The organism is Roseobacter sp. OBYS 0001 (genome assembly GCF_019654895.1).
Taxonomy (GTDB): domain Bacteria; phylum Pseudomonadota; class Alphaproteobacteria; order Rhodobacterales; family Rhodobacteraceae; genus Roseobacter; species Roseobacter litoralis.
Window position 1 is genome coordinate 451,486 of the sequence record NZ_BPES01000002.1, and the last position, 24,770, is coordinate 476,255.

Annotated in this window: 23 protein-coding genes; 16 read left to right on the top strand and 7 right to left on the bottom strand. The window is 57.5% G+C overall.

The window, feature by feature from the left end; translation table 11 throughout:
• Nucleotides 1–65: 65 nt before the first annotated feature.
• From mutM to gyrB, 9 genes are all read left to right on the top strand, one after another.
• Nucleotides 66–917 (top strand): bifunctional DNA-formamidopyrimidine glycosylase/DNA-(apurinic or apyrimidinic site) lyase, encoded by an 852-nt coding sequence (mutM, locus tag K5Q35_RS07680; RefSeq protein ID WP_220799097.1) that lies wholly within the window; start codon nt 66–68, stop codon nt 915–917.
• A gap of 64 nt (nt 918–981) precedes the next feature.
• A complete protein-coding gene (locus K5Q35_RS07685) occupies nt 982–1,758 on the top strand; it encodes an enoyl-CoA hydratase (RefSeq protein WP_011566556.1) in 777 nt (258 codons plus the stop codon).
• 28 nt (nt 1,759–1,786) lie between these two features.
• The gene (locus K5Q35_RS07690) at nt 1,787–2,194 is read left to right on the top strand and encodes an META domain-containing protein (protein ID WP_220799098.1); all 408 of its coding nucleotides are present in this window, start codon (nt 1,787–1,789) and stop codon (nt 2,192–2,194) included.
• Nucleotides 2,195–2,365: 171 nt separating this feature from the next.
• Nucleotides 2,366–2,629 carry a 30S ribosomal protein S20 gene (gene rpsT, locus K5Q35_RS07695; RefSeq protein ID WP_220799099.1) on the top strand — a complete coding sequence of 88 codons (264 nt, stop codon included), beginning with the start codon at nt 2,366–2,368 and terminating at the stop codon, nt 2,627–2,629.
• A 508-nt stretch (nt 2,630–3,137) separates the two neighbouring features.
• On the top strand, nt 3,138–4,502 hold the full coding sequence (dnaA, locus tag K5Q35_RS07700) for a chromosomal replication initiator protein DnaA (protein WP_220799100.1): 1,365 nt from the start codon (nt 3,138–3,140) through the stop codon (nt 4,500–4,502).
• Between the two features lie 142 nt (nt 4,503–4,644).
• On the top strand, nt 4,645–5,763 hold the full coding sequence (dnaN, locus tag K5Q35_RS07705) for a DNA polymerase III subunit beta (RefSeq protein WP_220799101.1): 1,119 nt from the start codon (nt 4,645–4,647) through the stop codon (nt 5,761–5,763).
• Nucleotides 5,764–5,820: 57 nt separating this feature from the next.
• Entirely contained in the window at nt 5,821–6,921 is a 1,101-nt protein-coding gene (gene recF / locus K5Q35_RS07710) for a DNA replication/repair protein RecF (protein ID WP_220799102.1), read from the top strand.
• A complete protein-coding gene (locus K5Q35_RS07715) occupies nt 6,918–7,538 on the top strand; it encodes a LysE family translocator (protein ID WP_220799103.1) in 621 nt (206 codons plus the stop codon). Before recF ends, K5Q35_RS07715 begins: the two co-directional genes overlap by 4 nt.
• Before the next feature lie 78 nt (nt 7,539–7,616).
• Nucleotides 7,617–10,031 (top strand): DNA topoisomerase (ATP-hydrolyzing) subunit B, encoded by a 2,415-nt coding sequence (gene gyrB, locus K5Q35_RS07720; protein WP_220799104.1) that lies wholly within the window; start codon nt 7,617–7,619, stop codon nt 10,029–10,031.
• Between the two features lie 98 nt (nt 10,032–10,129).
• Here gyrB and K5Q35_RS07725 read toward each other — a convergent pair whose 3' ends face one another.
• Together K5Q35_RS07725 and K5Q35_RS07730 are read right to left on the bottom strand one after the other, a co-directional pair.
• A complete protein-coding gene (locus K5Q35_RS07725; RefSeq protein ID WP_220799105.1) occupies nt 10,130–10,540 on the bottom strand; it encodes a thioredoxin family protein in 411 nt (136 codons plus the stop codon).
• A gap of 21 nt (nt 10,541–10,561) precedes the next feature.
• Nucleotides 10,562–11,275 (bottom strand): cytochrome c biogenesis CcdA family protein, encoded by a 714-nt coding sequence (locus K5Q35_RS07730; protein WP_013959986.1) that lies wholly within the window; start codon nt 11,273–11,275, stop codon nt 10,562–10,564.
• A 210-nt stretch (nt 11,276–11,485) separates the two neighbouring features.
• Here K5Q35_RS07730 and K5Q35_RS07735 point away from each other — a divergent pair, with 210 nt between their 5' ends.
• Both K5Q35_RS07735 and K5Q35_RS07740 read left to right on the top strand, forming a co-directional pair.
• Entirely contained in the window at nt 11,486–12,721 is a 1,236-nt protein-coding gene (locus K5Q35_RS07735) for a putative DNA modification/repair radical SAM protein (protein ID WP_013959987.1), read from the top strand.
• 1 nt (nt 12,722) lies between these two features.
• On the top strand, nt 12,723–14,156 hold the full coding sequence (locus tag K5Q35_RS07740; RefSeq protein ID WP_220799106.1) for a UdgX family uracil-DNA binding protein: 1,434 nt from the start codon (nt 12,723–12,725) through the stop codon (nt 14,154–14,156).
• Nucleotides 14,157–14,203: 47 nt separating this feature from the next.
• Here the strand turns inward: K5Q35_RS07740 and iolG are convergent, their stop codons facing one another.
• Genes iolG through iolD form a run of 5 tightly spaced genes read right to left on the bottom strand, consistent with a single transcriptional unit; the run spans nt 14,204 to nt 19,759 of the window.
• Nucleotides 14,204–15,199 carry an inositol 2-dehydrogenase gene (iolG, locus tag K5Q35_RS07745; protein WP_220799107.1) on the bottom strand — a complete coding sequence of 332 codons (996 nt, stop codon included), beginning with the start codon at nt 15,197–15,199 and terminating at the stop codon, nt 14,204–14,206.
• Between the two features lie 22 nt (nt 15,200–15,221).
• On the bottom strand, nt 15,222–16,052 hold the full coding sequence (locus K5Q35_RS07750) for a class II fructose-bisphosphate aldolase (protein ID WP_013959990.1): 831 nt from the start codon (nt 16,050–16,052) through the stop codon (nt 15,222–15,224).
• On the bottom strand, nt 16,049–16,891 hold the full coding sequence (locus tag K5Q35_RS07755) for a 5-deoxy-glucuronate isomerase (RefSeq protein WP_220799108.1): 843 nt from the start codon (nt 16,889–16,891) through the stop codon (nt 16,049–16,051). The genes K5Q35_RS07750 and K5Q35_RS07755 overlap by 4 nt, the downstream gene beginning before the upstream one ends.
• A 4-nt stretch (nt 16,892–16,895) precedes the next feature.
• Nucleotides 16,896–17,894 carry a 5-dehydro-2-deoxygluconokinase gene (iolC, locus tag K5Q35_RS07760; protein ID WP_220799109.1) on the bottom strand — a complete coding sequence of 333 codons (999 nt, stop codon included), beginning with the start codon at nt 17,892–17,894 and terminating at the stop codon, nt 16,896–16,898.
• Nucleotides 17,894–19,759, bottom strand: coding sequence for a 3D-(3,5/4)-trihydroxycyclohexane-1,2-dione acylhydrolase (decyclizing) (gene iolD, locus K5Q35_RS07765; protein ID WP_220799110.1), 1,866 nt, complete (start codon nt 19,757–19,759; stop codon nt 17,894–17,896). Before iolD ends, iolC begins: the two co-directional genes overlap by 1 nt.
• 118 nt (nt 19,760–19,877) lie before the next feature.
• Between iolD and K5Q35_RS07770 the strand changes: the two genes are divergently transcribed.
• The 5 genes from K5Q35_RS07770 (at nt 19,878) to leuD (ending at nt 24,721) form a co-directional block, all read left to right on the top strand.
• Nucleotides 19,878–20,981 (top strand): Gfo/Idh/MocA family protein, encoded by a 1,104-nt coding sequence (locus K5Q35_RS07770; protein WP_220799111.1) that lies wholly within the window; start codon nt 19,878–19,880, stop codon nt 20,979–20,981.
• Nucleotides 20,982–21,000: 19 nt separating this feature from the next.
• Nucleotides 21,001–21,897 carry a TIM barrel protein gene (locus tag K5Q35_RS07775; RefSeq protein WP_220799112.1) on the top strand — a complete coding sequence of 299 codons (897 nt, stop codon included), beginning with the start codon at nt 21,001–21,003 and terminating at the stop codon, nt 21,895–21,897.
• Between the two features lie 13 nt (nt 21,898–21,910).
• Nucleotides 21,911–23,044: a Gfo/Idh/MocA family protein gene (locus K5Q35_RS07780; RefSeq protein ID WP_220799113.1), complete on the top strand. Its 1,134-nt coding sequence runs from the start codon at nt 21,911–21,913 to the stop codon at nt 23,042–23,044.
• A 206-nt stretch (nt 23,045–23,250) separates the two neighbouring features.
• Nucleotides 23,251–23,910 carry a Crp/Fnr family transcriptional regulator gene (locus tag K5Q35_RS07785; protein WP_259650487.1) on the top strand — a complete coding sequence of 220 codons (660 nt, stop codon included), beginning with the start codon at nt 23,251–23,253 and terminating at the stop codon, nt 23,908–23,910.
• A 205-nt stretch (nt 23,911–24,115) separates the two neighbouring features.
• Nucleotides 24,116–24,721, top strand: coding sequence for a 3-isopropylmalate dehydratase small subunit (gene leuD / locus K5Q35_RS07790; protein ID WP_013959998.1), 606 nt, complete (start codon nt 24,116–24,118; stop codon nt 24,719–24,721).
• Nucleotides 24,722–24,770: the final 49 nt, after the last annotated feature.

The following is a 24,770-nucleotide window of genomic DNA, read 5'->3' on the forward strand; positions in this document are numbered from 1 at the left end:
AGAAGCCGAGCAAGCCCAAGCGACACTTCCAGCGCCCGCCGCCGCGACAAGAAAGCTGACAGAATATGCCTGAACTGCCCGAAGTAGAGACCGTGCGCCGTGGCCTGACCCTGGCGATGGAGGGCGTGGTGATTACACAAGCGGATGTGAACCGCCCTGATTTACGCTGGCCCTTCCCTGTTGATATGGCCGCCCGGCTGACCGGTAAACGGGTGGAAAGGCTGCGGCGGCGCTCAAAATATATTCTCATGGACCTCGACAGCGGGGAAACCTTGCTGGTTCATCTTGGAATGTCGGGCCGTATGTTGGTGTCAGGTGACCCGCTGGGGCAGTTTGTGCATAGGCATCCGGCCCCCGAAAAACACGACCATGTGGTGTTCCATATGGCCAATAATGCGCGCATCACCTTTAACGATCCGCGCCGCTTTGGGGCGATGGACCTGATGGAGACCGCCAGTGCCGACGCGCATAAGCTGCTCGCGGTCCTCGGGCCGGAACCGCTGGGTAACGATTTCCATGAATCACATCTGATTGCGGCGTTCAAAAACAAGAATTCCCCGGTGAAATCTGTGCTGCTGGATCAGCGGATCGTGTCCGGTTTGGGCAATATCTATGTCTGCGAGGCGCTTTTTCGCGCAAAAATTCACCCCACACGCAAAGCGGGCAAGATTTCTGGCGCACGTGTGGCCGGCCTTGTGCCGATTATCCGCGAGGTGCTTGCAGAGGCTATCGAAGCGGGTGGATCATCCTTACGTGATTTCCGTCAAGCTGATGGAGAGCTTGGATATTTTCAGCATAGCTTTGATGCTTATGGACGCGAGGGCGACCCCTGCAAAAGGTCAGGTTGCACGGGGCAAATCCGGCGAATCGTACAGTCCGGACGCTCATCTTTCTATTGCACGCAATGCCAAAGATAGCTTGAACCAGCCCGAAGGAGTGGTAGAGACTGCGAACTCAGGTCAACAACAAAGAGCTTTCTTCATGGCTTATGAAACGATCATCGTAGATGTGGAAGACCACGTCGCACAGATCACACTGAACCGTCCCGATGCGCTCAATGCGCTCAACGACGAATTGATGAGCGAATTGGCAAATGCACTGACTGCCGCGCAGAACAACGACAAGGTCCGCTGCATCATCCTGACCGGATCGGAAAAAGCCTTCGCCGCTGGCGCTGATATCTCCATGATGAAAGACAAGAGCTTTGTCGAAGTGTTCTCAGGTGATCTGTTCACGGCCGAAACAGAAGAAATCATGCGCGTGCGCAAGCCGATCATCGCTGCTGTTTCAGGATATGCGCTGGGCGGCGGATGTGAATTGGCGATGATGTGTGATTTCATCATTTGTTCAGAGACGGCGAAGTTCGGACAGCCCGAGATCAACCTCGGCGTGGTGGCCGGCCTCGGCGGTACGCAGCGCCTGACGCGTCTGGTCGGCAAATCAAAAGCGATGGATATGAATTTGACCGGTCGCTTCATGGATGCGGAAGAAGCAGAACGCTCGGGGCTGGTCAGCCGCGTTGTGCCCTGCAAGAAACTGATGGATGAGGCACATGGTGCGGCGCAGCGGATCGCCGAAAAATCCATGGTCTCTGTCATGGTCGTCAAAGAAGCCGTAAACCGCGCCTATGAAACGACCCTGCGCGAAGGCCTCCTGTTTGAGCGGCGCATGTTCCATTCGCTGTTTGCGACCGAGGATCAGAAAGAGGGCATGTCTGCCTTTGTCGAAAAGCGCGAAGCGCAGTTCCGCGACCGCTGATCGCGGGTGGATCGGAGGACACAGCAAGATGGCTCACCGCATCAAAACCGCGTCTGCCGTTATATTTCTGGCTCTGACAGGGGCGGCGCAAGCTGAAATGCTGCCAGGTTCGGAATGGGCGCCAACCGAGATGCAGGCGCAGCCATTTGAAAGCGCGCGCGGCGTCTTTATCCGGTTTGAGCAGGATGGCCGTTACTTTGGCAACGGCGGGTGTAATTCCATCCGGGGCCAGTTTGTCACGAATGGTGATTCAATTCTGTTCGGCCCTGCTGCAGCCACAATGATGGCTTGCCCCGAAGAGACTATGAAGCAGGAATTTGACCTCCTGCAGACACTGGGCAGCGTACGGCAATTCGACCGTTCGGGCACTGATCTGACGCTGTTGGATACCGAGGGTCGCGTCGTCATGCGGTTGCGCCAGCGCGACTGGGATTGAAGCGCGTTTATTTTCGGCTTTGCAAGCGCAGTCAAACCCCCTATAGAGCGCTCCAGACATGCGCGTGCAGCCCGCTCAGGCTAGAATCACCAGTGGACCCTTGGTCCACCTTTGGGTTTGGCGTCGCGCTTAATGACTTAAGACAACGAACTCAGGAAAGGTTTTTCACGCATGGCTAATTCGCCCCAAGCAAAAAAACGCGCGCGTCAGAACGAAGCACGTTTTCAGGTTAACAAAGCACGTCGTTCGCGGATTCGCACGTTTCTACGTAAGGTAGAAGAGGCGATTGAATCCGGCGATAAAGCGGCGGCGACGGCAGCTTTACGCGCAGCGCAGCCCGAATTGATGCGCGGTGTAACAAAAGGTGTGTTCCACAAGAATACAGCCGCGCGGAAGATGTCCCGGCTCGCGGCACGGGTTAAGGTCCTCGGTTAACTTTCTGTTAATTATAGTTAATGAAAACGCCGCTCAGCGGCGTTTTTTTTATGCCTTTTAATGGCATTTTTGCGGCCTTAGGGATTCTTTTACGAAATACCCTGAGTCAACAATGAAGTTCTGTTGCCCGATCACTTTGGAAGTTGCTAACACAGTAGAGCGATTCACGTCGCATGGGGGGACAGGCCTCGCAGGTTCGTCGTTTGCAGCGACATTAAGAACAGCGAGAACTGGACAAGGTAGCGATGAGCTGCCTTCAGTCTGCAAGCGTTGCCATGGCAGCGACTTGCCCTGTTCAAAACGAGTACGGTTGGGGTCACCTGATCTGATCTGAGCGTAGGCTATAGAGCCTGAGACGGGTTGGGGATTCTCTGTAAATTGTCCGAAGGACGACGCCTTTTCCTTGTGGGAAGGGAATGGCGGAGCTTTGGGCGGCGAGTGGTGTGTGGGGACCGGTCTTTCGGTGAAAGGCTGTGGTGTAGCAAAGCTTAAGGAACGCAGGTCGAAGATGACGAAAGAACAATGGGGTCAGTTAAGGCAGAGACTGCTCAAGACGGTGGGTCAGAACAATTATAAAAATTGGATCGAGCCGATTGAATTCGGGAACACGCAGGACGGGGTTGCAACCTTCGATGTGCCGACAAACTTTCTGGGAAACTATGTCAGCCAGAATTTCGCAGATTTGATCCTGCATGAAGTGCGACAGGAGAACCCCACTGTGCGGCGCTTGCGCTTTGCGGTGCCCTCGCATGTGAACTCCACGGCAACGCCTGCGCGGACCGGACAGTCGAATGCCCCCCGTGGTGCGTCCCCGAAAACGCCGCGCAGCGGGTTGAGCACTGCGCCGCTGGATGCGCGGTTCACATTTGATAATTTCATTGTCGGCAAGCCAAATGAATTGGCCCATGCCGCCGCAAAGCGCGTTGCCGAAGGCGGGCCAGTTACGTTTAACCCTTTGTTCCTCTACGGCGGCGTTGGGTTGGGTAAAACCCACCTGATGCATGCTATTGCGCATGATTTGCGTTTACGCAGACCCGAAATAAACGTGCTTTATCTGTCCGCCGAACAGTTCATGTACCGCTTTGTGCAAGCGCTGCGGGACCGAAAAATGATGGATTTCAAGGAAATATTCCGATCCGTTGATGTGCTGATGGTGGATGATGTCCAGTTTATCGCGGGCAAAGGCAGCACGCAGGAAGAGTTCTTTCACACGTTCAACGCGCTGGTGGATCAGAACAAACAGATCATTATCTCGGGCGACCGCGCGCCGGGTGAAATCAAGGACATGGAAGAGCGGGTGAAATCACGCCTTCAATGTGGGCTTGTGGTCGATCTGCACCCGACAGACTACGAATTGCGGCTTGGCATTCTGCAAAGCAAGGTGGAACAGCAACGCAAAAACTACCCCGGCCTTGATATATCGGATGGGGTGCTGGAGTTCCTTGCGCATCGGATTTCGACGAATGTGCGGGTGCTTGAAGGCGCGCTGACACGGCTCTGTGCCTTTGCATCCCTGGTCGGGCGCGAAATCGACATGGAACTGACGCAGGATTGCCTGTCTGACGTGCTGCGCGCATCGGAGCGCAAGATCACCGTCGAGGAAATCCAGCGCAAAGTCTCGGATCATTACAACATCCGCCTGTCGGACATGATCGGGCCCAAGCGTTTGCGGTCTTATGCGCGGCCCCGGCAGGTTGCGATGTATCTGAGCAAAAAGATGACGTCGCGGTCCTTGCCTGAGATCGGTCGCCGCTTTGGCGGGCGCGATCACACGACGGTCATGCACGGCGTAAAACGCATCGAAGAGCTCAAGATTCAGGACGGTCAGATCGCCGAAGACCTCGAATTGCTGCGCCGCGCCCTCGAAGAGTGACGAAAAAGAGGTCTGCGCGCCCTCATCTGGCCTGCAGACCTTGACGCCCCGTGCTTATCCTACGACAAATTCACAAAACGCTTGTGAAGTCGGCCAAACAGGGTAATTTACCTGTCCCGACTGTGGATTAGGAACTGGCACAATGAAAATCAGCATCGAACGCGCGGCCCTGCTCAAAGCGGTGTCTCAGGCACAGTCGGTTGTGGAGCGGCGCAACACTATCCCGATTCTGGCCAATGTGCTGATCGAAGCCGAAGGCAGCGACGTCAGCTTTCGCGCCACCGACCTTGACATCGAAGTTGTCGACAAGGCGCCCGCACAGGTGGAACGCGCAGGCGCGACGACCGTTTCCGCGACGACATTGCACGAGATCGTGCGCAAGTTGCCGGATGGCGCACTTGTTACGTTGACCGCCGATAGCGCAACGGGCCGCCTGACGGTTGAGGCCGGACGGTCAAACTTTTCGCTGGCGACACTGCCCAAAGAAGACTTCCCGGTGATGGCCACGTCTGAGTATCAGTCGAACTTTTCCGCGAAAGCACCTGTGCTGCGGCGTCTTTTTGACAAGTCGAAGTTTGCGATCTCTACCGAAGAGACGCGGTACTATCTGAATGGCGTCTACATGCATATAGCTGATGCGGAGGGTGGGCGTGTTTTGCGCTGCGTGGCAACCGACGGACACAGGCTGGCGCGCATTGATGCGGACCTGCCAGAGGACGCCAACGATATGCCGGGCGTGATCGTCCCACGCAAAACGGTCGGAGAGTTGCGCAAACTGCTCGACAACGACGAAATGACGATTGCGGTCTCTGTGTCGGAAACCAAAGTGCGCTTTGCAACGCCAGACATTACCCTGACGTCCAAGGTGATCGACGGGACCTTCCCTGATTACACGCGGGTCATTCCGCAGGGCAACACGCGCAAGCTTGAAGTGGATGCAGCGGATTTTGCCCGTGCCGTAGACCGGGTGGCAACGGTAAGTTCTGAACGCTCGCGGGCGGTCAAGCTGCAGTTGGACGAAGACCGGCTGGTCCTTTCCGTTAACGCGCCAGACAGCGGTGCCGCCGAAGAGGAGCTGGCCGTGGCTTACGCCGATGAACGGCTGGAGATCGGGTTTAACGCGAAATACCTGCTGGAAATTGCCAGTCAGGTTGATCGCGAAAATGCTGTCTTTCTGTTCAATTCATCAGGTGATCCGACATTGATGCGTGAGGGCAACGATCTGTCTGCCGTTTATGTCGTCATGCCGATGCGCGTCTGATGTCTTGCCCTTGTTCTCCTTGGCCGGGATAGCCACGAACGGGCTGGGGGGCGTCTCGTGGCCCTGCATCTGACCGAACTGATGATCTCGCACTTCAGGTCGCATCGGGTGGCACGTCTGATGGTGGACGCGCGGCCTGTCGCGCTCTTTGGGCCGAATGGTGCGGGCAAGACGAATGTCCTTGAGGCGGTTTCTCTTCTATCCCCCGGCAGAGGTCTGCGCCGCGCCAGTGCGCAGGACATGACCCGGCGGCCGGAGGCATTGGGCTGGAAGGTCTCAGCGCAAGTAACGTCGCTGGGCCAATCACAAGAGATTGAGACATGGTCCGAAGAAGGGGCCGCGCGTCAGGTCAAAATCAACAGCAAAACCGCCGCACAGACCGCCTTGGGGCGCGTGTCGCGGGTATTATGGCTGATCCCCTCCATGGACCGGCTTTGGATCGAAGGGGCGGAGGGGCGTAGGCGCTTTCTGGATCGCATGACGCTGAGTTTCGAACCCGGCCATGCGGATGCAACGCTGGCGTATGAAAAGGCGATGCGGGAGCGCAACCGTTTGCTCAAGAACATGGTTCGGGAACCGTCCTGGTATCAGGCGCTTGAGGCCCAAATGGCGCAGGCAGGCGTGGTGATTGACCAAAACCGGCGGATGGCCCTGCGCCAACTGGCGGCAGCGCAACTGGATGCGACAACCGCTTTCCCTGCCGCTGAGCTTGAGCTGATCCACAATGAAGCGCCCCTGCCGGAAGGAGAATCCGCGTTACGCGACGCTTTTGCCGACAGCCGCAGTCGGGATCTTGCCGCAGGGCGTACGCTGATTGGTCCGCATCGCGCAGACCTGATTGGCACATACCGCGCCAAGGGCGTGGCGGCCAAGGATTGCTCTACAGGGGAACAGAAAGCCTTGCTGGTGTCTCTGATCCTCGCAAATGCCCGTGCGCTGGCACAGGAGTCCGGCGCAGCACCTTTGCTGTTGCTGGATGAGGTTGCCGCCCATCTGGACGCTGACAGGCGCGCAGCCCTATATGACGAAATCACGGCACTCGGCGCGCAGGCCTGGATGACGGGCACCGAAAAGAGCCTGTTTGATACGCTAGGCGATGATGCGCAGTATTTTGAGATCATCGATACCGACGGCGCCTCTACCGTGAGGCCGGGATGACGATCTCTATTCCCGACCTGCTGCTATACGCAGGCGCGCTGGTCATTTTGTTTCTCACGCCGGGGCCGGTTTGGCTGGCACTCATGGCGCGTGCACTGTCCGGCGGGTTTGCAGCAGCCTGGCCGCTGGCGTTTGGCGTCGCCGTGGGGGACATCCTCTGGCCTTTGGTGGCGGTGCTGGGCATTTCATGGATCTTATCGGTTTTCGACGTATTCATGGCGGTGCTGCGGTGGGTAGCTTGCGGCGTGTTCATCGTGATGGGCATCGCGCTGATCCGGCACGCGCGGCAATCCATCAGCGCTGACAGCCGACTGACCAAACCCGGCGTTTCGGCAGGTTTTGCCGCAGGTGTCATTGCCATCCTCGGCAATCCCAAGGCCGTGTTGTTCTACATGGGTGTATTGCCCGGCTTTTTTGATTTGCGCGATGTAACGGCTGTTGATGTCACTGTCATCATCGCCGCGTCCGTGTGTATTCCGCTGATTGGCAATCTGATATTGGCGGCCTGCGTCGGGCGCATCCGCAGCATCATAACACGGCCCCGGACACTGGAACGGATCAATATCATCTCTGGCGTGTTGCTTATTCTGGTGGGTGTGTTGATCCCGGTATTATGACACAAAATATTGTGTCTGCGACGTGACAACCCGTCAGAAAAACCGTATACCTTTGTTAAAATACGAAGGTATGATGACATGTCCGAAAACGAGCAAGCCCCCGAAGAATATGGTGCAAATTCCATCAAGGTTCTCAAGGGGTTAGAAGCCGTCCGAAAACGCCCCGGCATGTACATTGGTGATACCGACGATGGCTCCGGCTTGCACCATATGGTTTATGAGGTCGTTGATAACGGGATCGACGAAGCTTTGGCGGGGCATGCGGACGCTGTGACCGTTAAAATTCATGCGGACAGTTCGATTTCGGTCTCTGACAATGGGCGCGGTATTCCCGTGGGTATCCACGAAGAAGAAGGCGTTTCCGCAGCCGAAGTTATCATGACGCAACTGCATGCTGGCGGGAAGTTTGACAGCAACTCGTATAAAGTATCCGGGGGTCTGCATGGCGTTGGCGTGTCGGTTGTGAACGCGCTGTCTGACTGGCTGGAGCTGCGCATCTGGCGCGAGGGAAAAGAGCATGTGGCCCGCTTTGAAGGGGGGTTCACCGTCGACCACCTCAAGGTTGTCGGCGACACCGACCGCACAGGCACCGAGGTCCGGTTCATGGCTTCGACCGATACGTTTTCAAATCTCGAATATTCGTTTGAGACGCTGGAAAAGCGCCTGCGCGAACTGGCCTTTCTGAATTCCGGTGTGCGGATTATTCTGATCGATGAACGCCCTGCAGAAGAACTGCGGTCTGAGCTGTTTTACGAGGGTGGCGTCAAGGAATTCGTCAAATACCTCGATCGCTCGAAATCTTCGGTCATGCCGGAGCCGATTTTCATCACCGGTGAAAAAGACGACATCGGCGTCGAAGTCGCCATGTGGTGGAACGACAGCTATCACGAAAACGTCCTGCCGTTTACGAACAACATCCCGCAACGCGACGGTGGCACCCATATGGCGGGCTTTCGCGGGGCGCTGACACGCACGATCAACAATTATGCGCAGTCCTCGGGTATCGCGCGCAAGGAAAAGGTCAGCTTTACCGGCGATGATGCGCGCGAGGGGTTGACCTGCGTGCTGTCGGTCAAGGTGCCTGATCCCAAGTTCTCGTCGCAGACCAAGGACAAGCTTGTGTCCTCCGAAGTGCGCCCCGCCGTCGAGGGACTGGTCAACGAAAAGCTGGCTGAATGGTTCGAAGAGAACCCCAGCGAGGCCAAGATCGTCGTGGGCAAGATCATCGAAGCGGCGCACGCGCGCGAAGCGGCCCGCAAGGCACGTGACCTCACGCGTCGCAAAACGGCGATGGACGTAAACTTTCTGGCCGGAAAGCTCAAGGATTGTTCCGAAAAGGACCCCTCCAAAACCGAAGTTTTCCTTGTTGAGGGGGACTCAGCGGGAGGTTCTGCGCAAACAGGCCGCGACCGCCAGACGCAGGCGATCCTGCCGCTGAAGGGTAAAATCCTGAACGTGGAACGTGCGCGCTTTGACCGGATGCTGGGCAGTCAGGAGATTGGCAACCTCGTGATGGCGCTTGGCACAGGGATCGGTCGCGACGAATTCAACATCGACAAATTGCGCTACCACAAGATCGTCATCATGACGGACGCTGACGTGGATGGCGCGCATATCCGGACGTTGCTGCTGACCTTCTTTTACCGGCAGATGCCGCAGTTGATCGAGCAGGGGCACCTCTATATTGCGCAGCCGCCGCTTTATAAAGTCAGCCGTGGCAAGTCCGAGGTCTACCTCAAGGATGAGGCCGCGATGGAGGAATACCTGGTCCAGCAGGGGATTGATGGCGCGATGCTGCGTCAGGGCAATAACGAAGAAATCTCCGGTGCAGACCTCGCCCGCGTGGTTGAACTGGCCCGCCAGATGCGCCGTGTGCTTGAAGCTTTCCCGACGCATTACCCGCGCCACATTTTGGAACAGGCCGCGATTGCGGGAGCCTTTACACCCGGTGCCGTGGATGCAGACCTGCAGGGCGTGGCGGACAAGGTCGCGGCACGGCTGAACCTCATTGCGCTTGAATACGAACGGGGCTGGCAAGGGCGCATCACGCAGGATCACGGCATTCGTCTGGCGCGTATCCTGCGCGGAGTTGAAGAAGTGCGCACACTGGACGGGCGCATCCTGCGCGGCGGTGAAGCCAGCCGCAGTGGTTCCTTCACAGAGCACCTGCAGGAGGTCTATAACCTGCCCGCGACATTGGTGCGCAAGGATCGGACACAATTGATCCATGGTCCGATGGACCTGTTGAATGCCATTCTGCAAGAAGGCGAAAAAGGGCTATCCCTGCAACGCTACAAGGGTTTGGGTGAAATGAACCCGGACCAGCTATGGGAAACCACACTGGACCCCGACGCGCGCACACTGTTGCAGGTCAAGGTCGACGATATGGCCGAGGCGGACGATCTCTTTACCAAACTCATGGGCGATGTTGTCGAACCCCGCCGCGAGTTCATTCAGCAAAACGCACTAAGCGTCGAGAACCTCGATTTCTAACCAGTTGTAGGTTTGGTTTTCAACAGCTTCGGCCAGAGGAGAAACTGTGTTTCACCGTTTCCCTCTGGCCGAGGCTTTTTTTGTGCCGTGTGTTCAGGTCAGGCAGTGGCTGCGCCCAAAGCGGAATCCATCAAGGCCTTGATCTGTGATGTGCCGGTCTGCGCCACGATGCGCCCCACCTCCTGATCACCTTTCAGCACCACAAGCGTTGAGCGGCGCGGGATGTTCATACGTTTGACCAGATCCGATTTGCCGTGGTCATCCCAATCCACGTCGATGAAGGTGATTTTGGCCTCGTATTCGGGGTTTTCCGCTTTCAGCGCATTGATGACCCGCTCTTGTGCCGCGCAGGTGCTGCACCAGCTGGCTTTGAAATCCAGAAATACGGTGTCTCCGGCCTTCAGGTGCTTTTCTACGAGGCCCGGCTTATAGGCAAGCGGGGCAGCATTTGCGGCAAACGGCAGCGCAGCGGCCCCTGCAGTCAGAAAAAGAAAATGACGACGATCCATGTTGGTCTCCTAAGGTTGTTTTTACAGTGAAACGGAAAGGTCGATCAGCCAAGCTGGCAGAACGCCGATCATCCAGGCTTCGATCATGTGGTGCACGTTGAACAAAAGGCCCAGTCCAACGGCGACGAATGCCACGCCTAGAATGGGTCGGCTGCGCAACGCAAGGGCGCGCAGTTGTGTATTATAGCGCCCGACAGCGCCGCGTGTGCCGTAGGCAAGGCCAAGTATCAGGGTCGAAACACCTGCGGCAAAGAACACCATGATGGTGGTCGCGCGCAGCAACCCTTCACCCTGCGAGGCAAGCGAGATGGCACCCCCCAGCGTTGGACCGATGCAAGGGCTCCACACCGCGCCGAGCAGCAGACCGCCGAGAAATTGCCCGCGCAGTCCGCCGCGATCCAGCGTGTCGATGCGTGCATCAGCCTGCGACGACAGGCCCGCCGTGGCGCCGGCCATGACCGCCCCGGCCTGTGGCACCAGCAGCGCAAGACCGAATAGCACCATCAACCCAGCCCCGATCTTTGAGATCGTATCGATGTCGACCCCAAGCGCCTGTCCAAAGGCCGTAACGCCCACGCCCAAGGTCACGAACGACAGGCTCAACCCCCCGGACAGGGCGACTGGCCCAAAACGGCTGGACTGAAAGGCGCTGGCGATGACGATGGGCAAGACCGGCACGACGCAGGGGTTGATCAGGGTCAGCAGACCCGCTCCATATGCAAATAAAAGTTCCATGACGGTCACTTAAGGCGTGTGATGTCGCGCTGTCATCAAACGATCCGGTGACGTGGTTTCACATGGTCGTGGGGTTTGTGACACATGACGCGCTTGGCCTGCGCACAAGGGCGGCGCGATACGGGATTCACCTATGCCGCCCGGCTGCCGGTTTGTCGCAGGTGAGAAAACCGCATTGCGGGGAGGGGAGTGAGAACATATACAGAACAAATGGCAAAGTTGACACTGGAACAAAAGCTGGCGATTCTCAGCGATGCGGCAAAATATGATGCGTCCTGCGCGTCATCCGGATCCACCAAACGCGATTCGCGGGGCGGTAAAAGCCTTGGGTCGAATGAAGGCAGCGGTATCTGCCATGCCTATGCGCCGGATGGCCGGTGTATCAGCCTGTTGAAAATACTGATGACCAATTTCTGTATTTACGACTGCACGTATTGCATCAATCGCGCCTCATCCAATGTCGCGCGCGCGCGGTTTTCCGTGGATGAGGTGGTGAAACTGACCATCGAATTTTACCGTCGCAATTATATTGAGGGGTTGTTCCTGTCTTCCGGGATCATCCGCTCGCCCGACGCGACGATGTCCGATATGGTGCAAATCGCACGTAAGCTGCGCAAGGAAGAGAACTTTCGCGGCTACATCCATCTCAAGACGATCCCCGACGCCGCACCGGAACTGATTGAAGAGGCTGGCCTGCTGGCGGATCGCCTGTCGATCAACGTCGAAATGCCCACAGATGCCGCGGTCAGACAACATGCGCCTGAAAAAAGCCCCGAGCAGATCAGGCGGGCCATGGCGGATGTGCGCCTGCGCAAAGAGGCTGCCAAGGATCGCACTCATACAGGGCGGCGACCGCCACGGTTCGCGCCCGCCGGGCAGTCCACACAAATGATTATTGGCGCGGATGATGCCACGGACAGCACTGTTTTGGGCCAATCAACGCGGCTTTATTCGAGCTACAAGCTGAAACGCGTCTATTATTCCGCCTTTTCGCCGATCCCGGATGCCTCCGCCAAACTGCCGCTGATCAGCCCTCCGCTGCAGCGCGAACACAGGCTTTATCAGGCCGATTGGCTGTTACGATTTTATGGGTTTGATCTGGAGGAAATCACGGGTCACCGCAAAGATGGTAATCTGGATCTGGATATAGATCCTAAACTGGCTTGGGCGCTGGCCCATCGTGGGCTGTTCCCCTTGGATGTGAATACGGCCAGTCGTGACTTGCTGCTGCGCATTCCGGGTTTTGGCACGAAAACCGTTGGACGTATTCTCTCAACCCGCCGCCACCGCACGCTGCGCTACGAAGATCTGGCGCGGATGGGGGCGTCGATGAAAAAGGCGCAGCCCTTCATCACGGCACTCGGGTGGACACCGCACGGATTGCTCGAGAGCGACACGCTACGCGCGCGTTTTACGCCGCCACCGCAGCAGATGAGCCTGTTCTGACGTGCCCCATGTCACCTTGCCACGCATTGGAACAGCACAGGCATGGCGCGACGCTGCACGCGGGTTTTTAAACGCGCACATACCGCCCGAGCAGATCACATGGGGCGACAGCACAACCGAACCGGGCCTTTTCGAGACGCTGGTGCCGACCTTTGTGCCGGGAACCGCGACTGTACCGCGGTCTTTTGTCTCAATGGCCAATACCATCGTCTGGCATAGCGATCCATCCCGATTTGCGCGGCTTTACGCGTTTTTGTGGCGGTTGAAAGACACGCCGCACCTGATGACGGATCGGGGTGACGCGCAGCTGGCGAAGCTCAGAGCCATGGAAAAAAACGTGCGCCGCTGCCAGCACAAGATGAAAGCCTTTGTGCGGTTCCGGGAAATCAGCGCGCCTGAGGACAACAGACGGTCCTTTGCCGCTTGGTTTGAGCCAACGCATCATACCATTGAACCCACCGCGCAGTTTTTTGCGAGACGTTTCGCGGATATGGATTGGCGCATTCTGACACCGGATGTGTCGGTCTTTTTTGAGAACGGGAATATGCGCTTTGCTGAAGACCAGCCCAAACCGGAGCTTCCCGCAGATGCAAGCGAAACGCTCTGGGTTACGTATTTTCGGAACATCTTTAACCCTGCCCGGCTCAAGGTGCGGGCAATGCAATCAGAAATGCCCAAGAAATATTGGAAAAACATGCCTGAGGCTGCGGCTATTCCGGACCTGATCGCCACTGCCCCGGAAAGGGCGCGTCAGATGGCCTTGGCCGCGCCCACTTTGCCGCCCGCGCGCATTGGGGCCATTCAGGCGCAGCAGGCAAGCTACGAAAGTGTTTGGGACGGCCCGCCGGGATCGCTGCCTCAGGCCATCGCTGGTTGCACGCGTTGCCCGTTGCACAAAACCGCGACGCAAGCGGTTCCCGGCGAGGGGCCGATTGATGCGCGGCTGATGATTGTCGGTGAGCAGCCGGGTGATCAAGAGGATCTGATCGGGCGGCCCTTTGTAGGACCTGCGGGTCAGCTTTTTGACCGGATCGCGGCTGATGTCGGGCTGGACAGAGGGCAGGTTTTCATCACCAATGCCGTGAAACATTTCAAATTTGTGCCGCGCGGGCGCAAACGTATCCACCAGCGTCCCAATCAGGGCGAGGTCGCCCATTGCAAGTGGTGGCTGGACGCTGAATTGCGGCAGATTGCGCCCGATCTGGTGGTGGCCATGGGTGCAACTGCGGCTGCTGCGTTGACCGGTTCGGGCAAGGCGATTTCAGCGCGGCGTGGCAGGATTGAAATTGGTCAGGCGGGGATTCCGGTGCTGATCACCTGGCACCCTTCTTACCTGTTACGTCTGACAGATGATGCTGCGCGCGAAGCTGCAACGCTCGAATTGGCAGGCGATTTGCACGCGGCTTTGCGCTATGAAACTCAACTACAGCACTGAAAAAACAGGTTTTTTTGCCGGGGGGAAACCCTGTCAAATCACCGGATCTATGAAACCGTCAGTTTGACAGGGTTCCGGGTTGAAAAGGACAGCGCTGCCGCATCCGCCATGCGTTGCGCCGCAACGCCGTCCGCAATGGAGGGCAAAGGTGCGGTGCCAGCATTCAGGCAGCCAACAAAACTGCTGAGTTCGGCAAGGTAAGCCGCTTCATACCGTTCAAGGAAAAACAGCTGATTTGGGGCGGAGCCGAAGCCAGCGGTACCAGCGCGTGTCACCAGATTTTCAACCTGATTTGACACCTGCAACATGCCCTTTGATCCATGCACTTCGACCCGCTGATCATAGCCGTAGGTCGCGCGGCGTGAATTGTTGATCTGACACAGCTTGCCCGACGCCGTCTTGAGCGTCACCATGGCGCTGTCAATATCACCGTTGGCCCCGATATCAGGATCAACAAGGCAGGCGCCAGCGGCGTAAATTTCGACCGGGTCCTCACCAAGAATAAAGCGCGCCATGTCAAAGTCATGGATCATCATATCCCGGAACAGCCCGCCGGATTGCCGGATGTAGGACAAAGGGGGGGGCGACGGGTCCCGCGACGTGATCACCAGGAGTTCCGCATCGCCAATCGCCCCGTCCGCCAGCTGCGCCTGAAGATGCGCGAAATGCGGATCAAACCGCCGGTTGAAAGCGGTCATGAAGGGCACGCCTGCCTTGGTAACAGTCGCCATACATTCCGCGGCACGGTCCGAGGATAAATCAATCGGCTTTTCGCAAAAAATGGCCTTGCCAGCGGATGCCAATGCATGAATCTGATCGTAATGCAGCGTGGTCGGTGTGGCGACGATGACGGCATCAATATCACTCGCCCCGATGATATCATCTGCTGTCCGTATTTCCGCGCCAGAACTATTACCAAGCTGTTGCGCCGCCTCCGGCAGTGCATCCGCCACGGCAACAAGGCGCGCATTATCCATCCGCGCGATGCTGCCAGCATGGACCTGACCAATACGCCCGCAGCCCAATAAACCGATTGAGATCATATTTTTCCCCATTGTCAGAGCCTTATACAGGCCCAATTGCACGCAAAACAGAGCGTGCTGCGGTCACGATAGGTGCCTCCACATCGCTCAGGATCTGCACCCGGTCAAAACGGTCGGGATCGCTGGCAACGGCGTCTCGAAGCGCCTGTCCAAAGACCATCCGCAGCTCGGTTCCGATGTTGAATTTGCAGATGCTGGAATTCCTGGCCAAGGCGCTGCGCTGTGCGGGTGGCACGCCTGAGCCACCATGGATCACCAATGGCACGTCAGTTGCGGCTTCGATGGCGCGGATGCGCGCTTCATCAAGACCGCCTTCCTGATTTTGCTGCAAATGCACATTGCCCACCGATATGGCCATCGCATCGACACCGCTGTCCCTCGCAAATTTGGCGGCTTCCTCCGGGTCGGTGCCTTGCGAGTTTTCGCCCTGCGCGTAGCCCACGAAACCAATCTCCCCTTCGCAGGAGATATCCGCCGCATGGGCGATCTCAGCAATGCGCGCGGTCTGGTCGATGTTTTCCGACAGGCTCAGTCGCGAGCCGTCAAACATCAGCGAGGTAAAGCCACTATCCAGCGCTTCGCGACACTCATCAAAGGTGTAGCCATGATCAAGATGGGCGACAACGGGAACAGACACGCTATCGGCAAGATGGCGGAACATCTTACCCAAAACGGGCAGCGGTGTGTGTTTGCGACAAGATGGTCCCGCCTGCAGGATTACCGGCAGCCCCTCGGCTTCGGCGGCGTGAACATAGGCGCGCATGTCTTCCCAGCCAAGGGTCACGAGGCCACCGACAGCATAGCCGTCGCGCAAGGCCGGGCGCAGGACATCCGTAAGGGTTGCGAGTGTCATTTGAACTTTGCCACCATATCCATGATGCCGGGGATCGTGTGCAATTGCTCTGCATGGGTGGGCTGGAAATACTGTTTCAGGCTGCGTTGGCTCAGACCGCCAAGGATCGTGAAATAGTACATTTCATAGCCCGGCAGCACGCAGCACGGGTGGTAGCCCTTGTCGATGCAGATCGTCGAGCCGTCGACGATATGATACGCGTCGCCCGGTTCATTATCTTCCCGCTGGAGCATCTGGAGGCCAGACCCATAGTTGGGTTTGAAGCGAAAGTTGTAGGTTTCGTCATGGCGTGTCTCATCCGGCAGGCGGTCCGTGTCGTGCTTATGGCTGGGGAATCCGGACCACCCGCCCGCACCGACGGTGAACAGCTCAGACACCAGCAAGCGCCCCACGCGTTCGTGTTGATTGGCGCCGAGGATATGTTTGATCTTGCGGTGTGTCTTGGTGTCGTCTGATCCGTATTGCACCAGATCAATCTCATCAGCGCGCACGGCAAAAGGTTCCAAGACCTCATTAAACTTTGCGCCCGCGACAAAGACCTCGGCGCTGTCTGACAGGCAGGTAAAACGCGCCTCCTGTCCGCTGGGGACATAGACGCCTTCGGGCTCACCATCCCAGACATCGACACCGCGGCCACCAAGGTTCTTGGCCTCAAACCCGCCGGTGGAGACATCCAACAGGCCCGTGGCAGGGGCAATGCAGGTTTCAAAACCGGGCACCGCATAGCCAAAGCTTTCGCCCTTCTTCAGCTTGATGATATTGAAGTAATTCAGCGGGACAAGGCTGTCGCCCGCATCCACGATGGGTTTGTTTTGATTGTCAAAAGGGGCGATATGCATGGGGTTAGCCTTTCGTTGGGCCGGGGTGTTCGGCCAGAAATGCGGCCAGTTGATCGTGCGTCGGCATGGCTGGCGCGCAGCCGGGTTTGGCGACAACGATGGACGCGCAGGCCGATCCGCGCAGCACGGCGTCTTTTAATTCCAACCCTTCTGCGATGCCGGAGAGCAAACCGGCCATGAAGCTGTCCCCCGCGCCATTGGGTTTCACCGCTGTGACCGGATATATGCCGGTGTGAATTTCCTGACCGCCGGCAAAGGTCACGGCCCCCTTTTCGCCCATCTTGTAGATCACGATGGCCACGCCGTTTTCCGCCAGCGATTGCGCCTTTTCGAGACCCTTGGCGATATCCCCTGCCATGAAACCGAATTCTTCGTCATTGCCCACGATCATGTCGCTGGCAGCACCCGCGCGCGACAAAACATCCGCGGCAACCTCGGGGGAGGGCCAGGAATAGGGTCGATAGTCGATGTCAAAGATCACCGGCAACTTTCGGGCGCGCGCGCTCTCAAACGCAGCAAAGGTGGCCGAGCGTGAAGGTTCCGCGGCAAATACAGTGCCTGCGGTGACGAGGGCCCCAAAGGGCGAAAAATCGACCGCCGCCATATCGTCTGCCGTGACCTGAAAATCAGCCGCGCCGTTGCGGTAGATCACGTTCTGGAAGTCTTCGATGCAGCTTTCATAAACGGCCAGCGAATTGCGGAACTCCCCCGCGACGGAACGGACATATTTTGTGTCGACCCCGTAGTGTTTCAGTTTGTTGATGCAAAATCGCCCCACAGCGTCATCGGACACCGATGTCACCAGTGACGCGGCACAGCCCAGTTTACACAAGCCCGCCGCGATATTGGCCGACGACCCACCGAGATCGGCGTGGAAGGTTTCGGCATCTTCGCTTTTGACGCCGGGGGGATGGGCAAACATATCCATGCCTGCGCGCCCCAGAATGACGAAGTTCTTTTGTGCGATGCCGTCGCGCAACTCGGTTTGGCTGATGCCAGTCATTACACGCCCCTACGCTGTCTTGCGCGGGTGGCTTCGATTTCGGCATGTTTTTCGCGGACCGAAGCGTGATCGGAAACCTCGGGCGTGCCGACCTCCCACCATGTGTGGCCCTGGGTGGTCCAACCTTCATAGGCGTCCACGTTCATGACAATAACCGTTGTCTTATCTGCCGCTTTGGCGGCCTTGAATGCCTCGCCCAGCTCTGCCGGGTTATCGACACGCACAGCATGCGCGCCCATGGATGCTGCATGCGCCACAAAGTCGACGGCAAAGGCATCCGGTATTGTCGGCGTGTCCTCGAACAGGTTGTTGAAACTCTGATTGCCGGTGTTGTTCTGCAACTTGTTGATGACGGCAAAACCGCCGTTGTCGAGCACCAGCACGATCATCTTTTTCTGCGTCAGGACGGACGAATAAATGTCCGAATTCATCAGCAGATAGGACCCATCCCCGCAAAAGACGATTGTGTCCTGATCCGGCTCCTTTTCGGACTGGGCGATGCGCGCGCCCCAACCGCCGGAAACTTCGTATCCCATGCAGGAAAATCCGAATTCCACATCCACTGTGCCGATATCAAGCGTGCGCCAGTTTGCGGTGACTTCGGCAGGCAAACCACCCGCTGCGGCAACCACACGGTCGCGTTTGTCGCAGAGCGCATTGACCACGCCGACTGCCTGCGCGTAGGAGTTTGGCCGGTTGCCCGGCTTTACATTTTCGGCCACATAGGCGTTCCATTTCTGACGTTCTGCCTTGGCAAACTCGGCCCAGCTTTCTGGCGCTTTGTAGCCCGCCAGTGCGTTGCCGAGTGCGGCAATCCCCAGCTTTGCATCACCGACCACGGGCAGGGACATATGTTTGCCTGCATCATGGCGTGCGGCGTTCAGAGATACGATGCGCGCGTCCTTGGCAAAGGCGGTCCATGACCCGGTGGTGAAATCCTGCAACCGTGAGCCGACGGAGAGGATGACATCCGCCGCTTCGGCCACGGCATTGGCGCTGTCTGATCCGGTGACGCCCACTGGCCCGATGTTGAGCGGATGCGTGTCATGCAGGTTTGCGCGACCGGCGATTGTCTCTATCACGGGGATATTATGGACCTCTGCAAAGGCGGTGACCTCCGCCACGGCCCGCGAATATTGCACGCCGCCGCCCGCGATTATTACCGGGCGCTCAGCCGCGCGCAACAGGGCCGCTGCATCTGCGATCTCGTCGGGGTCCGGGGTCTGACGGCGGATGCGGTGCGTCTTCTCTTCGAAAAGGACGGCAGGATAATCATAGGCCCAGCCCTGAACATCCTGCGGCAGCGCGATAAAGGCCGGGCCGCAATCTGCCGGGTCCAGCATCGTGGCGATGGCTGCAGGCAGCGATTGGATCACCTGTGCAGGGTGGGTGATCCTGTCCCAGTACCGAGAAACGGCACGAAACCCGTCGTTCAGCCCATAGGCAGGGTTACCATAGTGTTCGATCTGCTGGAGCACCGGGTCGGGCAGGCGGGTCAGAAACGTGTCCCCACACAGCATCAGTATGGGCAAACGGTTGGTATGGGCCAGCGCGGCGGCGGTCATCAGGTTTGACGTGCCCGGACCCGCCGAGGCGGTGCAAAACATGAACCGCTGACGCAGGTGGTATTTCGCATAGGCGGCGGCAGCGAATCCCATGCTTTGTTCGTTCTGGCCCCGATAAAGAGGCAGCGTGTCTTTCAAGTCAAAGAGCGCTTCGCCCAGACAGGTCACATTGCCATGCCCGAAGATGCCAAAGCCGCCGCCGCAAAGCCGGACACGCGCACCGTCAATTTCAATGAACTGTGCGTTCAGATAGCGAATGATCGCCTGTGCCGTTGTCAGGCGAATGGTCTTGTCCGTCATCGTCCGAGCCCCCCTTGAGTGCATTCTGTCAGGTCAGCGCTGATTGACGCTTGACCTGATGCGTCATTTATAGATACCCGTGTTGCAACCGGTTGCAATATCTTTTTTGGGGACAGTCATGGCCGAGATCGGAATAGGCATTATCGGCGGTGGCTATATGGGCAAGGCTCATGCGGTGGCTTTCAGCGCCGTGGGGGCGGTATTTGACACAACCCTACGCCCCCGTTTGGAAATGGTTGCAGCCTCATCCGAAACCTCCGCTGCAAAATACGCAAAATCCTATGGGTTTGCGCGCAGTACGGGGGATTGGCGCGTGTTGGTCAAGGACGCCAATGTGGATGCCATCGTAATTGCATCCCCGCCTGAAACACACCTTGATATTACGCGTGCAGCGGCCGCATTGGGCAAGCCAGTGTTTTGTGAAAAGCCACTCGGTCGCTCCGTGCAAGATGGCAAGGCGATGGTCGAATCTGTCGAGGCGGCGGGTGCTATCAACATGATCGGGTTCAATTATATCCGCACGCCAGCGTCCCAATTCGCGCGCGCGTTGATTGCGCAGGGTGAAATTGGCAACGTCACATGGTTCCGGGGTGAACATACCGAGGATTTCTACGCCGACCCCGATGCGCCAGCGACATGGCGCGCGCAAGGGGATGCCAATGGCTGTATGGGCGATCTTGCCCCGCATATGATCAACGCCGCCCTCGCGCTGATCGGGCCAATTGGGTCGGTGATGGCCGAGATCGAAACCGTCCACAAAACCCGCGGCGGCGCGCCCGTCACGAATGACGATCAGGGCCAGATCATGTGCCGTTTCACGAATGGCGCGATGGGCCATCTGTTTTTCAGCCGCACTGCGACGGGTCGCAAGATGGGGTATATCTACGAGGTCACCGGGACCAAGGGAGCCATCCGCTTTCATCAGGAGGATCAAAATGCGCTGTGGCTCTACAAGGCCGAAGGACCCGAGGCGCAGCGCGGATTTCGCAAGATTCTGACTGGCCCTGCGCATCCCGACTACGAACCCTTTTGTCAGGGACCGGGGCACGGCACCGGGTATCAGGACCAGATTATCATTGAGGCGCGTGATTTTCTTGCTGCGATCGAGGCAGGCGAATCGCGCTGGCCGACGTTTCGTGATGGGCTTGATGTCTCGGGCATCGTAGAGGCCGCGCGCCAGTCTCATGCCGCCCGCGCATGGCAAGACATCGAGCAGATTTAACCCAGAGGGAGCAGACCAAATGACCATCAAAATAGGCAATGCCCCCTGTTCATGGGGTGTGGAATTTGCAGACGACCCGCGCAACCCCGCGTGGCGCGATGTTCTGCGTGAAAATGCCGAAGCCGGGTACAAGGGCATCGAACTTGGTCCTGTTGGATTCGTCCCGGAGGACCCGGCGGTACTGGCAGATGCTTTGGCGGAGTATGACCTGAGCCTGATCGGCGGCGTGGTGTTCCGTCCGTTCCATGATCCGGACGCATGGGACGAGGTGCTGGATGCCGCGGTGCGCACCTGCAAAGCGCTCAAGGCGCATGGGGCGGAGCATCTGGTTTTGATCGATTCCATCTCGCCCCGTCGGGCTGGCACTGCGGGCCGCGCGAATGATGCCGAACAGATGGACAAGGCGGAATGGACCGCTTTTCGGGATCGTATTGCCGCCGTCGCGCGCATCGGTGCCGAAGACTACGGGCTGACCGTCGGCATGCATGCGCACGCAGCAGGCTTTCTCGATTTTGAACCCGAACTTGAGCGTCTCTTGAACGAGATCGACGAGAACACGCTCAAGATCTGTTTTGATACCGGCCACCATTCCTACGCGGGGTTTGACCCCGTCGCCTTTATGGAAAAACACATCAGCCGCATCAGTTATATGCATTTCAAGGACATCGACCCGGTTGTAAAAGCGGATGTCATTGCCAAGAACACCGGGTTCTATGACGCCTGCGGGCAGGGTATCTTTTGCAACCTTGGCGACGGGGATGTCGATTTCCCAAGGGTCCGCGAAATCCTGTTGGAGAGCGGATTTGACGGCTGGTGCACCGTCGAACAGGATTGCGACCCGACCTTGCCCGATACGGATTCGCTGCGGGATGCCAAGCTGAACCGGGCCTATCTCGAAACCATCGGTTTTAGCTGAGAAAGAAGCGGATATGACACGATTGAATTGGGGTATGATCGGCGGCGGCGAAGGGAGCCAGATTGGCCCGGCGCACCGTCTTGGCGCGCAGGCTGACGGCAATTTCGTTCTGGCGGCGGGGGCGCTGGATGTGGACGCGGAAAAAGGCAAGGCCTATGCGCAAAGCCTTGGCGTTATAGCCGACCGCGCCTACGCCAACTGGCAGGACATGCTGGAGGGGGAAAAGAACCACCCGGATCGGTTAGACCTGATCACAGTGGCCACGCCAAATTCCACACATTTTGAGATCACAAAGGCCTTTCTTGAGGCCGGTTTCAATGTGCTGTGCGAAAAGCCCATGACCATGACCGTGGATCAGGGCGAAGAGATCGTGCGTGTGGCGAAAGCATCCGGCAAGATCTGCGCCGTGAACTACTGCTATTCAGCCTATCCGATGGTGCGCCAGATGCGTCAGATGGTGGCCGAAGGGGAGATCGGCAAGGTGCGTCTGATCGTCACCAACTTCAGCCATGGGCATCACGGCGATGCGACGGATGCTGATAACCCACGCGTGCGCTGGCGCTATGATCCGGCCATGGCGGGCGTGTCGGGGCAATTTGCGGATTGCGGCATTCATGCGTTGCATATGGCCAGTTTTATTGCCGGGGATGAGGTGCGCAGCCTGTCGGCTGATTTCGCCTCAACCATCGACAGCCGGGTTCTCGAAGACGATGCGATGGTGAATTTTCGCATGGAAGGCGGTACAGTCGGACGACTATGGTCGTCTTCGGTTGCTATCGGTCGTCAACATGGCTTCGACATTCAGGTTTTTGGCGAAACCGGGGGCATGCGGTGGGCGTCAGAGCAGCCGAACCAGGTTTTCTACACCCCCGTCGGTGGTCGCACGCAGATCATGGAAAAGGGCGAGAGTGGACTATCGGACGAAGCCACGCGCCTGAGCCGTGTGGCCATCGCGCATCCCGAAGGGTTCCCGCTGGCCGTTGCGAATATCTACGTTGATCTGGCTGCTGCAATCCGCGGCGAGCAGCGCGATGGGCTGCCCTTGGCCGAGGATGGCTTGAGGTCCATGGCGGCGGTCTATGCGGCGGTGGATTCAGCGGTGCAGGACGGTAAGTGGGTTGACGCGCGGCCACCAAGTTTTCGCTGAGGAAAGAACGCACATCGTTGCCAGCTTCATGGTTTTCCTAAACGGGGTATCCCGAAAGCACTGGATACTTTTCGTGCGCCGCTGGCATACGTACGAATAATTCGTGGTGCTATTTACCTTTTTGCGAATGACCGAATTTGCCATACCTACGCGCGTAAGCGAAATTCAATGCGTTGGCACCTCCGATGCGTACAGAAGGCGGGCCGATGGATCATTTTGCAAATTTTCACTGGATCGAAGCGGTCGGCTGGCTGGCCTCCATCCTCACGGTCGCCTCCTATTCAGTGGCCACAATGCTGCCACTTCGGCTATTGGCGATTGCGTCATCTGTCTGTTTTGCCGCCTATGCCTTTACCCTGCAACTCTGGCCACTTTTGGCCATGGAACTCATATTGCTTCCGATCAATCTCTATCGATTGTGGCAGGTCCTCGCCTTGCGCGGAAAGCTGGGCCGCGCTGCGGCAACAACACAGTCTGATTTTTCAATCATCAAGGCTTATGGAAAGCTACAGAAAATCAAAGCCGGCGCAGTTGTTTTTGAACGGGGGGATCCGGTCGATCAGTTGTATTATATTGCGAAAGGCCGGGTGTCGATTGAAGAGATGAACGTCGATTTATGTGCCGGCGACATCTTCGGAGAGATTGCGTTTTTCACGAATTCGGCCACACGCATCGCCACTGCGCGTTGCAGCGAGGATACGCAGGTCTACAGCATTGATGAAAAGCAGTTCATGAGGCTCCAGTTCGAAGACCCCAGCTTTGGGATGGCCGTTATGCGCATTATCACGCATCGCCTGATTGAGAATGTAGGCAAGACCGTAAAGACTGCGTCTGGGGATGTGGCGCAAGCCAGTGAGGCGATGTGAAATGCAGGTCGTGCGCTTGTTTTCGATAAGAATGCACTGAAGCGGGTAATGTCTGACCTTCGATGGTATCATTTTTCGTTTCACACCGGTTGAACGCATCCGCGTGGTGATTGCAAAGCGCTTTAAAATACGGCATCACACCATCAAACGAATGGCCTATCCTGCGCCAACGACCCAAAGCCCCCTGCGGAGCGAGGAGAAACAGATGGACAAGTTCACAACACTCACCGGGATCGCGGCGCCTCTGCCGCTTATCAACGTCGATACCGACATGATCATCCCCAAGCAGTTTCTCAAAACGATCAAGCGGTCGGGTCTTGGGGTCAATCTGTTCGACGAGATGCGCTATGACGATGATGGGAATGAGATCGCTGATTTTATCCTGAACAAAGACGCTTACAGAGACTCAGAGATCATTGTTGCGGGCGACAACTTCGGCTGCGGGTCCAGCCGGGAACACGCGCCTTGGGCCATCAAGGACTTTGGCATCCGTTGCGTGATTGCGCCGTCCTTTGCGGATATCTTTTACAATAACTGCTTTAAAAATGGCATCCTTCCCATCGCCCTGCCGCAGGAACAGGTCGATATCCTGATGAAGGATGCGGAAAATGGGGCCAATGCCCGGATAACGGTGGATCTTGAAGCGCAGACCGTTTCCACCTCGGATGGCGAGGTGTTCAGCTTTGAAGTGGACCCGTTCAAAAAGCGCTGCCTGATGGAAGGCCTCGATGATATTGGCCTCACGATGGAAAAAATCGGCGCAATTGATGGGTTTGAACAACAAGCGGCCCAATCCCGCCCTTGGGTCTGAGCCACGCCCGGTTTCCTGAATGCGTTAACGTCTGATAAAGGTTCTAGGG